General features: G+C 69.5%; 14 protein-coding genes. 5 read left to right on the top strand and 9 right to left on the bottom strand.

Annotated features, from left to right (window positions below):
- Window positions 1-36: 36 nt before the first annotated feature.
- Window positions 37-885: a sigma-70 family RNA polymerase sigma factor gene (locus LH076_RS01515; protein WP_227782209.1), complete on the top strand. Its 849-nt coding sequence runs from the start codon at window positions 37-39 to the stop codon at window positions 883-885.
- A gap of 41 nt (window positions 886-926) precedes the next feature.
- Here LH076_RS01515 and LH076_RS01510 read toward each other — a convergent pair whose 3' ends face one another.
- The 4 genes from LH076_RS01510 to LH076_RS01495 all read right to left on the bottom strand — a co-directional run bounded on the left by LH076_RS01510 (window position 927) and on the right by LH076_RS01495 (window position 4,264).
- Entirely contained in the window at window positions 927-1,640 is a 714-nt protein-coding gene (locus tag LH076_RS01510; protein WP_227782208.1) for a sensor histidine kinase, read from the bottom strand.
- Window positions 1,641-1,708: 68 nt separating this feature from the next.
- Entirely contained in the window at window positions 1,709-1,984 is a 276-nt protein-coding gene (locus tag LH076_RS01505; protein WP_227782207.1) for a hypothetical protein, read from the bottom strand.
- A gap of 24 nt (window positions 1,985-2,008) precedes the next feature.
- Window positions 2,009-3,124: a fatty acid desaturase family protein gene (locus LH076_RS01500; RefSeq protein ID WP_227782206.1), complete on the bottom strand. Its 1,116-nt coding sequence runs from the start codon at window positions 3,122-3,124 to the stop codon at window positions 2,009-2,011.
- A 27-nt stretch (window positions 3,125-3,151) separates the two neighbouring features.
- Window positions 3,152-4,264, bottom strand: coding sequence for a flavin reductase family protein (locus LH076_RS01495; protein ID WP_227782205.1), 1,113 nt, complete (start codon window positions 4,262-4,264; stop codon window positions 3,152-3,154).
- 125 nt (window positions 4,265-4,389) lie between these two features.
- Here LH076_RS01495 and LH076_RS01490 point away from each other — a divergent pair, with 125 nt between their 5' ends.
- From LH076_RS01490 to LH076_RS01480, 3 genes are read left to right on the top strand one after another with little or no spacing between them, the layout of a single operon-like run.
- Window positions 4,390-5,028, top strand: a complete 639-nt coding sequence (locus LH076_RS01490) for a TetR family transcriptional regulator (RefSeq protein ID WP_227782204.1) — start codon at window positions 4,390-4,392, stop codon at window positions 5,026-5,028.
- Between the two features lie 9 nt (window positions 5,029-5,037).
- Window positions 5,038-5,316, top strand: a complete 279-nt coding sequence (locus LH076_RS01485) for a DUF2277 domain-containing protein (protein ID WP_227782203.1) — start codon at window positions 5,038-5,040, stop codon at window positions 5,314-5,316.
- Window positions 5,313-6,164 carry a Sir2 family NAD-dependent protein deacetylase gene (locus LH076_RS01480; protein ID WP_227782202.1) on the top strand — a complete coding sequence of 284 codons (852 nt, stop codon included), beginning with the start codon at window positions 5,313-5,315 and terminating at the stop codon, window positions 6,162-6,164. The genes LH076_RS01485 and LH076_RS01480 overlap by 4 nt, the downstream gene beginning before the upstream one ends.
- Here the strand turns inward: LH076_RS01480 and LH076_RS01475 are convergent.
- Together LH076_RS01475 and LH076_RS01470 are read right to left on the bottom strand one after the other, a co-directional pair.
- Complete coding sequence (locus LH076_RS01475; RefSeq protein ID WP_227782201.1) at window positions 6,152-6,490, bottom strand: hypothetical protein; 339 nt, start codon at window positions 6,488-6,490, stop codon at window positions 6,152-6,154. The genes LH076_RS01480 and LH076_RS01475 overlap by 13 nt on opposite strands.
- A 92-nt stretch (window positions 6,491-6,582) precedes the next feature.
- On the bottom strand, window positions 6,583-7,269 hold the full coding sequence (locus tag LH076_RS01470; RefSeq protein WP_227782200.1) for a metal-dependent transcriptional regulator: 687 nt from the start codon (window positions 7,267-7,269) through the stop codon (window positions 6,583-6,585).
- Between the two features lie 23 nt (window positions 7,270-7,292).
- On the opposite strand from LH076_RS01470, the gene LH076_RS01465 reads away from it, so the two are divergent.
- Complete coding sequence (locus tag LH076_RS01465) at window positions 7,293-8,885, top strand: glycoside hydrolase family 13 protein (RefSeq protein ID WP_227782199.1); 1,593 nt, start codon at window positions 7,293-7,295, stop codon at window positions 8,883-8,885.
- Here LH076_RS01465 and LH076_RS01460 read toward each other — a convergent pair.
- Genes LH076_RS01460 through LH076_RS01450 form a run of 3 tightly spaced genes read right to left on the bottom strand, consistent with a single transcriptional unit; the run spans window position 8,864 to window position 11,813 of the window.
- Complete coding sequence (locus LH076_RS01460) at window positions 8,864-9,301, bottom strand: MarR family winged helix-turn-helix transcriptional regulator (RefSeq protein WP_227782198.1); 438 nt, start codon at window positions 9,299-9,301, stop codon at window positions 8,864-8,866. The genes LH076_RS01465 and LH076_RS01460 overlap by 22 nt on opposite strands.
- Window positions 9,298-10,893: an MDR family MFS transporter gene (locus tag LH076_RS01455; protein WP_227782197.1), complete on the bottom strand. Its 1,596-nt coding sequence runs from the start codon at window positions 10,891-10,893 to the stop codon at window positions 9,298-9,300. Before LH076_RS01455 ends, LH076_RS01460 begins: the two co-directional genes overlap by 4 nt.
- Window positions 10,894-10,943: 50 nt before the next feature.
- Window positions 10,944-11,813: an adenylate/guanylate cyclase domain-containing protein gene (locus LH076_RS01450; RefSeq protein ID WP_227782196.1), complete on the bottom strand. Its 870-nt coding sequence runs from the start codon at window positions 11,811-11,813 to the stop codon at window positions 10,944-10,946.
- Between the last annotated feature and the right edge of the window lie 12 nt (window positions 11,814-11,825).

Here is an 11,825-nt window from a genome sequence, read left to right as displayed (position 1 = left end):
GGGCGCGAGAGTCCCGGGCCGGGCAGAGTCTGCGTCATGCTCCCCCGCCACGACGACGCCCCCCAGTCGCCCGCGTCCGCGCCGATCGAGATCGCTGACTACCTGCCCATGGTCGGTCACCTCGTCCGCGAAACGCTCGCCCGAGTCCCCGCCCATGTCGACCGTGACGACCTGACCTCCGCCGGCATGATGGCGCTCGTCCAGGCGGCTCAGTCCTACGACGAGTCCCGCGGCGTGCCGTTCGACCGTTACGCCGCCCGTCGCATCCGTGGCGCGATCCTCGACGAGCTCCGCTCGGTGGACTGGGCCTCGCGCCGCGTCCGTCGTGCCGCCCGAGACATCGAGGCGACCCGCAGCCAGCTCGCCACCTCCCTCGGCCGCCAGGCCACCAACGACGAGGTCGCCTCCACGCTGGGTATCGGCGTCGACGAGATCCTCAGCAACGACGACGACGTCCAGCGCGCCCAGGTCCTCTCGCTGCAGGGTTCGGCCATGACCACCATCGAGGACATCCTTCCGAGCCGTGAGGCCGGCCCCGAGCAGCAGGTCGAGCACCAGGAGACGCTGACCCTCCTCACCCATGCCATCGCGGAGCTCCCGGAGCGCCTGCGCGCGGTCGTCGAGGGCTACTTCCTCGCCGAGCGTCCGATGGCGGAGATCGCCGCCGAGCTCGGCGTCACCGACTCCCGCATCTCGCAGATGCGCGCCGAGGCCCTCGTCCTCCTCCAGGGTGCGCTCAACCACGCGCTCGAGGAGAGGGCCGCCGCCCGCAGCGCTGCGCAGGGTGTGGCCGAGCGTCGCAGGACCGCCTACTACGACGCCGTCTCGGCTCGCTTCCTGCGCGAGAGCCGGCCGAACCTCGTCGCCGTCAGCACCGCCAGCTGAACCTGCCCGAGGGCCGGCTGGTCCTGCTCGCCGTGCACGACTCAGCTGCCGACCGGCACGATCCAGACCAGGCAGGCGCCCTGCGGCTCGACGCCGCCGAAGCGCATCACGCCGCCCAGCCTGGTCGCGCGCTGCCGGGCGTTGGCCAGACCCGAGGCAGCGCCCAGCGGCTCAGCCGGGCCGGTGCCGTTGTCGCTCACGCGGAGCATGAACCACGCCGGTGAGGCGTGCAACCCGATGGCCGCATTGGTGGCCTGCGCGTGCCGTGCGACGTTGGAGAGCGCCTCGCGCAACGTGAGCAGCACCTGGTCGCGGGCCCGCTCACTGAGGAGCGTGTCGACCGGCCCCGTGAAGCGGAGCTGGGGCAGGAAGCCGAGCACGCCGGCGTACTCCTCCGCCAGGGCGCGCACCTCGTCGGTCAGGCGGGGTCCGATCCCCCGGCCGAGCTCGAAGATCGTGGCCCGCAGGTCGCGGATCGTCAGGTCGAGACTCCGCGCGCCGTCGCCGAGCGCGGCCGCCATCTCCTCGGGCGAGCCCTTGCTGGCGGCCTGCAGCTGCAGACCCGTGGCGTAGAGCCGCTGGATCACCAGGTCGTGCAGGTCCCGCGCGATCCGGTCACGATCAGCGGCGACGAGGTCGGTGTCCGCTTCGACGCCGGCCTCGTCACCCGAGTCATCACCGTCGCGCGGGGTCGGGACGGGCAGGCCCAGGAGTACGGCGTCTCCGGCCGGGTCCTCCCTGCGATGGCGTCCCACCGAGTGAGGGTAAAGGCCCCACCGGTGCGACACATCGGCCCGGCAGGCAATTGACCCGAAACCCGGACCTAGGTCCCGGGCGTTGGTCCCGGGTCGACAGCGAGCCCGTCGTCGAGCTCGTCGTCGACCTCGATGAGGTCCTCATCGCCGAGACCGTCGAGCTCAGCACGCCGGGCCGAGTCGCGCAGCTCGAAGAGCTCGGTGGCCAGTCCCCCGAGTGACCCGGCGACGTCCTTGACGGCCGTCGTGACGATGCCGGTCACCTCGCCGACGGTGTCGGCCATGGCGACCACAGCGCTCTGGACGGTGTCCTTGCGGATCTCGGCGCGACTCAGGCGGGGCACCCGCACAGTCTCCCTCAGTGGCACCTAGGCCGCCAGCGTGTCCTGCATCCCGGTCGCGGAGCCCGCGCCCTCCGACGTACGCCGACGGCGACCGGGGAGCGAGAGCTTCACGATCTTCCCGAAGACACTGCCGAGCTGCTTGTGCAGGGGGCCGGTGTTGTAGGCGAGGCCGTAGCGCTCGGCGATCTCCTGGACCTCCCCGGCGATCTCCGGGTAGCGGCGGGCGGGGAGGTCGGGGAAGAGGTGGTGCTCGATCTGGTGGGAGAGGTTGCCGCTCATCACGTGGAAGAGCTTGCTGCCCGTGATGTTGGCCGAGCCGAGCAGCTGGCGGTAGTACCAGTGCCCCCGCGACTCCTCACCGTTCTCGTCCTGGCACTCCTCCATCGTGAAGGTGGCGACGCCGGTCGGGAAGTGGCCGCAGAAGATGATGTTGAAGGCCCAGATGTTGCGGATGATGTTCGCCGCGGCGTTGCCCGCGAGCGTCATCGGGAAGAGCGGGCCGGTCAGCGCCGGGAAGAGCAGGTAGTCCTTGAGGATCTGCTTGCGCATCTTCTTGATGATGCGGTCCACGATCATCTTGTTGTCGGCCCACGTCCGACGGCCGGCCGCGATCTCGTCGACCTCGAGGTCGTGCAGCGCCACGCCCCACTCGAAGAAGAGCATCAGGCCGAGGGCGTAGAGCGGATTCCCGAGGTAGTAGGGCTTCCACGCCTGGCCCTCGTCCATCCGCAGGATGCCGTAACCGATGTCGCGGTCCTTGCCGAGGATGTTGGTGAAGGTGTGGTGCATGTAGTTGTGGCCGTGCTTCCAGTTGTCACCCGGCGCCATCGTGTCCCAGTCGAACATGCGGGAGTTGAACTGCGGGTCACCCAGCCAGTCGTACTGGCCGTGCATGACGTTGTGGCCGATCTCCATGTTGTCGAGGATCTTGGCGACGCCGAGGGTGGCGACGGCGAGCGGCCAGGCCGGCGGGATGTAGAACATCGCGCGGCCGGCGACCTCGAGGGTGCGGTGGGCCTTGACGATCTTGCGGAGGTACTCCGCGTCCGGCTCGCCGAGGTCGGCGATGATCCGGGCACGGATGGCGTCGAGCTCGGCGCCGAAAGTCTCGAGCTGCTCGGGGGTCAGGGTGGTGGGCATGGTGGGTGTCCTTCCGTGTCGGAGAGGTCAGAGATCGATCGTGCAGTCGCCGTCGGCGGCGCTGACACAGATCCGGATGTCTTCGTCGGGCAGCGAGGAGGTCTCGCCGGTGAGCACGTTGCGCACGGTGCCGTCGCGCTTGGTGGCCACGCAGGAGAAGCAGATGCCCATCCGGCAGCCGTTGTTCGGGCGCAGCCCCGCAGCCTCGGCCTGCTCGAGGATCGAGCCGCCCGTGTTGGTCGCGGTGGTGCCGGTGCGGGCGAAGGTCAGCTCTCCGCCGGCCACGCCGGTGGCTCGCGGAGGCTGGAAGTACTCGACCTGGAGCGTGTCGCTGTCGCCGTACGCCGCCTTGGTGGCCTCGATCAGCGAGGCCGGGCCGCACGCCCACGTGGGGATCTCGGCGAAGCCCGGGACGAGCTTCTCGAGGAGGGCCGGCGAGAGATAGGGGTCGCCCGTGCCGGGGTAGAGGCGGTGCACGCGCAGGCCGTTGCCGGACTGCGAGGCGACCTCCAGCTCGTCGGCGAAGATCTGGTGCTCGGGCGTGTGGGCGAAGTGCAGGAAGTCGATGCGACCGCGGTGCGTGCGCATCTGGAGCGAGCGCAGCATCGCCATGGCGGGCGTGATGCCGGAGCCGCCGGTGATGAAGACGACGTGCTCGGGCATCCGGGCCGGCAGGGTGAAGGCACCCTCGGCCTGGCTCAGGTGCACGATCGCGCCGAGCGCGGCTTCGGAGGTCAGGAACTGCGAGACGCTGCGCTCGTGCTTCGAGGCATCGTTGGCGCGGATGGTGAGCTGGATCCGCTCGCCGGGCCGCGAGGAGTGGCTGGAGATGGTGAAGACACGGGTCGTACGGCGGGCCCCCGGCAGCTCCACACCGACGCTGACGTGCTGGCCGGGCTGGTGGCCCTTCCATGTCGAGGTCGGCTGGAGGGTGAGCGTGACGACGGGCGCGGCATCCGGGCTTCCGAGGGACGGAGCGACCTCGACCTTGCGATCGACGATCCGGGCGCGCACCTCGTGGGCGACCCAGAGCGGGTGCACCTGCGTGAGGTAGTGGTCGATCGAGTGGGGGGTGACGAGTGCCGCGACGGTCCGTGAGCGCAACACACGCCCGGCGAGATCGAGGGTGCCGTTGGCCATGGTCGCTCCTTTCTGGAACATTCAAGTTCAGTTAACAACCGTTCACTGAAAACTCTGAGGGGTCCGAGCGCCGGAGTCAACAGTGATCCACAGCACAGTGCACGGGTGTGCACTAAGATGGACGGGTGAGTGAGACGAAGGTGTCCGGCGCCACGCGCGCCGAGTCGAAGGAGCGCACCCGCCGTGCGATCCTCGACGCCACCCTCCGGCTCACCGACGGTGTGCCGCTGCCCGCGGTCTCGCTGCGCCAGATCGCGAAGGAGGTCGGCATCGTCCCGACCGCCTTCTACCGACACTTCGCGACGATGGACGAGCTGGGCCTCACGCTGGTCGACGAGTCGTTCGTCTCCCTGCGGGCGATGCTCCGCGAGATCCGCAGCCCCGCCTCGCTCGCCTCGCCGGTCCATGTCGCCGACGCCTCGGTCGACGTGATCGCGTCGCACGTCGCGCTGCACCGCGGGCACTTCGGCTTCATCTCCCGGGAGCGCAACGGTGCCTCCGGGCCGGTCCGGGAGGCCATCCGGCACGAGCTGGAGCTCTCCGAGCTGGAGCTGGCCACCGATCTGGCGCGTCTCGCGGGCCTCAACTCCTGGCCGGCCGAGGACCTGCGCGCCCTCTCCGGTCTCATCGTCACGGCGATGGTCGACACGGTCGACGAGCTCATGGACGCCCGGCACGAGCAGGAGCCCGCGATCATCGCCACCGCTCGCATCCGGCTGCGGATGCTCGTCATCGCCGCCCTCAACTGGAAGCCGAGCGCGTAGATTTGCGGCATGTGCCGCAGCATCCGCCCGCTGAACAACTTCGAGCCGCCGGCGACGTCGGACGAGGTGAACGCCGCCGCACTGCAGTACGTCCGCAAGATCGCCGGCACCACCAAGCCGTCCTCGGCCAACCAGGCCGCCTTCGACGAGGCGGTCCACGAGATCGCCCACCTCACGCAGCACCTGCTCGACGCCCTCGTCACCACGGCTCCCCCGAAGAACCGTGAGGAGGAGGCTGCCAAGGCCCGGGCCAAGTGGCAGGCGCGCGAGGCGCGCGCGGCGGGATGACGGGTCTCGATACGGAGCTGCGGACGGCGTACGACGAGGCGTTGGCGTTCCTCGCCGGCCGACCGCTCGTCGTGCTGACCGGCGCTGGGCTCTCGACCGATTCGGGTATTCCGGACTACCGGGGCGCCGGATCCGTCCCACGGAGACCCATGACCTTCGGCGAGTTCGTCGCACCTGGCGAGGCGGGGGTGCGCAACCGTCGGCGCTACTGGGCGCGCAGCCACCTCGGCTGGACCCGGATGGGTGGCGCCGAGCCCAACGCGGGCCATCGTGCGCTCGCCGCCATCGACCCGACGCTCCTGATCACGCAGAACGTCGACGGCCTGCACGAGGCTGCCGGCTCGCGTCGCGTGATCGCGCTCCACGGGCGCGTCAGCGAGGTGATCTGCCTCGGCTGCCGTCGCGTCACGCGACGTCGTGAGGTGCAGGAGTGGCTCGAGGAACTCAACCCCGGCTGGGCCGAACGCCACCGCCACCTCGAGCTGCTGCCCGACGGCGACGTCGCGCTGGAGGAGACCGACGACTTCGTCGTCCCGCCCTGCCCCGCATGCGGCGGTGACCTCAAGCCGCACGTCGTCTTCTTCGGTGAGTCCGCCGACCGGGCACTGGTCGCCGAATGCTTCGAGGCGGTCGACGCCCTGGCGGGCCATGGCGGCGCGCTGCTCGTCGCCGGGTCCAGCCTCACGGTGATGAGCGGACTACGCTTCGTGCGACGGGCGGCGAAGGCGGGCATCCCGATCGTCGTCGTGAACCGCGGCGTGACGCGCGGCGACGAGCTGGCGACGTACAAGCTGGAGATCGGGACGAGCGAGTTCCTCCGCGAGCTGGCAGAAGCTCAGCGGTCCTGAGGGTGGCGCGCGTCGTCGCGCAGCTGAGCGAGCAGGTCGAGCAGCTCGTGCATCGTGCGGTTCTCGGGCAGCATGTCGACGTCGGTCAGCCGCTGCGCGGCCTGCTCCATCGGCAGCCGCACACCCACGTGCAGGTAGTAGACGGGCTCGCCCTCCGTATCGTCGATCCAGAGGACCTTCGCGGCGTGGAACTCACCGTCGCGGCAGGTGACGACGATCTGCTGGTGGAGGCTGAGGACGACGTCGAGCCGGGTCTCGCCGTGGCGGACTGCCACGGGACCCTGCATCAGTTCGACCATCGACCGGTCGAGATGGACTAGCTCCATCGGTCCTCCCCGGATCAGCGTCCAGCCTAGACGGTGAGGCTAACCCGCGCTCGGGTCGGAAGTCCCGAAGTTGTGAATACCTTGTGACGCGGTCAGAGGCGCTTGACGAAGATGTGATCGGCCGCTTCGGGCACGATCTCAGCAGTTTCGCCGCCCGAACCGAGCAGCACGCCCTCCGCCGTGGCAACCACCGCGATGGTCTTGTCCGGACGAGCGCCGACCCGACGCAGCGCGCTCATCAACGTCTCGTCCTTCTGCATCTCCTCGGAGATGCGGCGGACCAGGACCTCGCCCTTCACGGCCGTCGCGACCTTCGACAGCGGCTCGACCCCCTGCATGAACTCCTCGCCGAGGTTGTCGGAGCCGAGCTCGGCCAGACCGGGAATAGGGTTGCCGTACGGCGACTCCGTCGGTGTTCCGAGCAGCTCCAGGAGCCGCTTCTCCACGGTCTCACTGATGACGTGCTCCCAGCGGCACGCCTCCTCGTGGACGAGCTCCCAGTCCAGACCGATGACGTCGGTGAGGAGCCGCTCCGCGAGGCGGTGCTTGCGCATCACGCGCGTGGCCAGCCGCAGGCCCTCCTCGGTGAGCTGGAGGTGACGGTCGCCCTCGATGGTGAGCAGGCCGTCGCGCGCCATCCGAGCGACCGTCTGCGAGACGGTCGGACCCGACTGGTGCAGCCGCTCCGCAATCCGGGCACGCAGCGGCACGATGCCCTCTTCCACCAGCTCATAGATGGTCCGCAGATACATCTCGGTGGTGTCGATCAGATCGCTCACGGATGCATTCTAGGGTGAACGCTGTGAGCACCCCGTGGTGGCGTGATGCCGTGGTCTACCAGATCTACCCGCGCAGCTTCGCCGACTCCGACGGCGACGGCATGGGCGACCTCTCCGGCATCACCTCGCGGCTCTCACATCTGGTCGACCTCGGCGTCGATGCACTGTGGCTCTCGCCGTTCTTCCGCTCACCCCAGAAGGACGGCGGGTACGACGTCGCCGACTACTGCGACGTGGACCCGCTGTTCGGCACCCTGGCCGACTGCGACGCCCTCATGGCACGCGCCCATGAACTCGGCCTGAAGGTGATCGTCGACCTGGTGCCCAACCACACCTCCGATGAGCATGCGTGGTTCCGCGCGGCACTCGCCTCCGCGCCGGGCTCGCCGGAGCGGGCGCGTTACATCTTCCGGGAGCCCGATGCGGCTGCGCCCGGCGTACCGCCGAACAACTGGCTCTCCGTCTTCGGTGGCTCTGCCTGGGCCAAGCACCCCGACGACCCGCACGGTGAGTGGTACTTCCACCTCTTCGACGCCTCCCAGCCCGACCTCGACTGGCGCAACCCCGAGGTCGCAGACATGTTCGATGACGTGCTGCGCTTCTGGCTCGAGCGGGGCGTGGACGGCTTCCGGGTCGATGTCGCCCATGGGCTCTTCAAGGCGGACGGCATGCCGGACCAGGTCATGTCCGACGGCGGGGAGCTCACCTCCGAGCCCTCCGACATGGTCCGCCGAGGCCTGACCGAGGCCCCGATGTGGGACCAGCCCGAGGTCCATGAGGTCTACCGCCGGTGGCGCAAGATCCTGGAGTCCTACACCGCGGAATCCGGGGTGGAGCGGATGATGGTCGCTGAGGCGATGCCCCTCACCGCGGCCGGGATGGCGCGCTATGTGCGGGCCGACGAGTTCCAGCAGGCGTTCAACTTCGCCTTCCAGTGGGCCGACTGGGGCGCTCCGCAGTTCCGCCGGGTCATCAGCGAGACGATGGAGGCGCTGCGCACGATCGGGTCACCTCCCACCTGGGTGCTCGACAACCACGACCAGCCGCGGCACGTGACGCGGTACGGCGGCGGGCCGCTGGGGCTCGCGCGAGCTCGCGCCGCCACGCTGCTGATGCTCGCACTGCCGGGCTCGGCCTACCTCTACCAGGGCGAGGAGCTCGGCCTCCCCGAGGCGGAGGTGGCCCCGGAGTTCCGGCAGGACCCCCGCACCGATCGCGTCGGCCGCGACGGCTGCCGCGTCCCGATCCCGTGGAGCGGATCAGCCTCCCCTTACGGCTTCGGACCCGAGGGCTCCACGCCGTGGCTCCCCCAGCCCGAGGACTGGGCGCCGCTCACCGTGGAGGCCGAGAGCGGCGTCGAGGGCTCGACACTCGAGCTCTATCGCTCTGCGTTGGCGGCACGACGCTCGCTCTCGGGCGACGACGTCGAGCTCCTCGACGCCCCGTACGAGGTCGTCGCGGTTCGCCGAGGAGAGGTCGAGATCTGGCTCAACGCCGGCGCGGAGCCCGTCCCTCTCCCCGAGGGCTCAGTCATCCTCTCGAGCGAGCCCCTCGCCGACGTACTGCCCCCAGACGCCTGCGCCTGGCTCCGCGTTCAGTCGAGGGCGTCGTTGTAACGCTTGAGCTGATTCGCCAGATCCCGCAGCTCGGTGGCGGTCCAGCCGCCCAGCCTCTCGTCGACCAGCTTCCGCTGCTCCGAATCCACCTGCGACATCCGGAGGCGGGCCTCGTCGGTGAGCTCGACGAGGCTGGCGCGGCCGTCGCCGGGGTCGGGCGTGCGTACGACGAGGCCGAGCTCCTCCAGGTGGTGCAGCTGCCGTGACAGCGCGCCCTTGTCGATCCGGAAGGCCTCGACGATCGACGAGGCACGTGCCGGACCGTTCTGCTCCAACCAGCCGAGGATGAGGTAGGAGACACCCTGCAGCTCCGGGTGGACCGCCGCGGCGCGCTCACCGATGATCCGACGGACACGACGGACCAGGTTGCTGATCTCCGTCTCGACGAGACGAAGCCCTTCGGCGCGGGAGGTCACCGCGCGCCGCCCAGTTCGAGCTCGGCAGCCAGCTCCATCTCCGTCTCGGGAGCCTCGAGCTTGTCGAGCGTGGTGCGCAAACGGGTCTCCTTGATGAACACGACGGCGAGGAGCGCAAGCACAGCACACGGGATGCTGAAGAGGAAGATCTGTCCGGTCGCCTCACCGAACGCGCCCTCGAAGAGGTGCGCGAGTGCGGCCGGCAGGGAGGCGAGGTCCGGGACCTCGCTGCCGCCGCCGAGCGACTTAGCCTGGTCGGGGGTGACCTGGCCGGAGGCGATCAGCCCGCCGATGCCGTCGGTGACGTGGGTCGCGACGCGGTGGCTGAGGACCGCGCCGAAGGCGCTGACGCCGATGGCGCCACCGAGGGTCCGGAAGAAGGCCACGACCGAGGAGGCCGCACCGATGTTTGCCTGCTCGACGTTGTTCTGCACGGCGAGGACGAGGTTCTGCTGGGTGGCGCCCAGGCCCATGCCCAGCACGAACATGTAGAGGCCGACCAGCACCATGTTGGTCTCACCGTCGATGGTGGAGAGCAGCGCGGCGCCGAGCACGACCGCGGCCATGCCTGAGACGAGCCAGACCTTCCAGCGACCGGTGCTGCTGATCAGGCGGCCGGAGATGATGCTGACGCTCATCAGGCCGAGGACCATCGTCAGGCTCATCAGGCCGGCGTGGGTCGGGCTCATGCCGCGCGAGTTCTGGAAGTACTCCGAGAGGAACGTCGTCGCCGTGAGCATCACGACACCGACGAAGATCGCACCGATCGTGGCCAGCGAGATGGTCCGGTCGCGGAAGAGCTGCAACGGGATGATCGGCTCGGCCGCGTACTTCGCCTCGACGAGCGCCGCGAGGGCGAGCACCACGAGGCCACCGATGACCAGGTACGCCGTGGTGGCGCTGAGCCAGTCGAACTGCTGCCCCGCGAGCGAGACCCAGATCAGCAGGATGCTGACGCCACCCATAAGGAGCGCGGACCCCAGGTAGTCGACCTTGACCTTGCGCTTGATCGTCGGAAGGTGGAGCTTCAGCTGCAGGATGACGATCGAGATGATCGCGAACGGGAGGCTGACGTAGAAGCAGCCGCGCCAGCCGAGGGGGCTGTCGACGATCACGCCGCCGACGAGCGGTCCGATCAGGGTGGCGAGACCGTAGCTCGCGCCGATGTAGCCCGAGTACCGTCCGCGCTCACGCGGGGAGACCATCGAGCCGATGATGATCTGGATCAGGGCCATGACGCCACCGACCCCGAGACCGGTGACCACACGCGCGCCGATCAGCCACGACATCGACTGGGCGAAGCCCGCGAGTGCCGAGCCCGAGACGTAGACGACGAGGGCGATCTGGATCAGCAGCTTCTTGCTGAAGAGGTCGGCGAACTTGCCCCAGATGGGCGTGGTCGCGGTCATCGCGAGCATGGTGGCGACGAGCACCCACGTGTAGCCGGTCTGGCTGCCGTGGAGGTCGGACACGATGCGCGGTAGCGCGTTCGTCACGACGGTGCTCGAGAGGATCGCGACGAACATCGCGACCAGGAGGCCGGAGAGGGCCTCCAGGATCTCCTTGTGGGACATGGGCTTGGTTTGTTGCATAGGTCAACGATACATCTGGAAGGTTGACTTCGACAACTTTACGACGCCGGTCAGGTCCCGCTTGCGCGCCAGAGCTGGAACTCGCCGCTGAGACCCTTGAGCTCGAGCGGCTCGAGCGGCGTGAAGGCGACGGTCGGGGAGGTCATGCCGAGGGCGATCGCGTGGACCTCGTCGCTGACCAGGATCTCGCCGCCCTGCGCCTTCGCGGCGATCCGGGCGGCGAGGGCGACGTTGCGGCCGAAGTAGTCACCCTCGTGGGAGACCACCTGGCCGGCGTGGAGTCCGATCCGGACACAGACGCCGGCGCGACGCAACAGCTTCTGGCGGCCCGCAGCAAGGCGCTCCTGGATGCCGACCGCTGCGGCGATCGCGGCGGGTGCGTGGCTGAAGACGACCATGTAGCCGTCGCCCTGGTTCTTCACGATGTGGCCGTCGCAGCGCTCGACCTCGCGCCGGATCAGGGTGTCGTGGGCGCGCAGCACCTTGAGCCAGGCATCGTCACCCAGCTGCTCGTTGAGCGCGGTCGAGCCCTCGATGTCGGAGAAGAGGACGGTGACCAGGCCCTCGGGCGTGGCCCACTGCTCGATCTCCGTGCGATCGGTGTCCGCCCACCGACCGAGCTCGTCGAGGGAGGCGTTGAGCACTTGGTTGATCCCGCCGGTCCGCAGCAGTCCCGCGGTACCGATGACGGCCCGGGCCGCCTGCTTGGCCACGCGCACCGAGCGTCGCGGGACGCGCTCCAGCGGCACCGGTACGCCGGCGGCGTCGAGTGCCGCGATCAGTCGCCGCTGCTCGTCCTGGAGCTCATCGACCCGCTCCCGGGCCGCCTCGAGCTCGGTGCGCGTGCGGGACACCATCACACCGAGGGCGACCGCCACGGCCGCCGCCACGACAGCGACGATCAACACGACGGCCCACACGCCGCCCATCCT

Origin of the sequence: Nocardioides sp. Kera G14 (genome assembly GCF_020715565.1) — a bacterium.
GTDB lineage: Bacteria > Actinomycetota > Actinomycetes > Propionibacteriales > Nocardioidaceae > Nocardioides.
The sequence above is the reverse complement of the archived record's forward strand: the minus strand, read 5'-3'. Positions and strand labels throughout refer to the sequence as shown.

Bases quoted from the DNA above. Each gene is read 5' to 3' on its own strand.
- LH076_RS01515 (WP_227782209.1), top strand. From the start codon at position 37: ATGCTCCCCCGCCACGACGACGCCCCCCAGTCGCCCGCGTCCGCGCCG.
- LH076_RS01455 (WP_227782197.1), bottom strand. From the start codon at position 10,893: ATGCAACAAACCAAGCCCATGTCCCACAAGGAGATCCTGGAGGCCCTC.
- LH076_RS01475 (WP_227782201.1), bottom strand. From the start codon at position 6,490: ATGGAGCTAGTCCATCTCGACCGGTCGATGGTCGAACTGATGCAGGGT.
- LH076_RS01495 (WP_227782205.1), bottom strand. From the start codon at position 4,264: ATGGCCAACGGCACCCTCGATCTCGCCGGGCGTGTGTTGCGCTCACGG.
- LH076_RS01485 (WP_227782203.1), top strand. From the start codon at position 5,038: ATGTGCCGCAGCATCCGCCCGCTGAACAACTTCGAGCCGCCGGCGACG.
- LH076_RS01500 (WP_227782206.1), bottom strand. From the start codon at position 3,124: ATGCCCACCACCCTGACCCCCGAGCAGCTCGAGACTTTCGGCGCCGAG.
- LH076_RS01480 (WP_227782202.1), top strand. From the start codon at position 5,313: ATGACGGGTCTCGATACGGAGCTGCGGACGGCGTACGACGAGGCGTTG.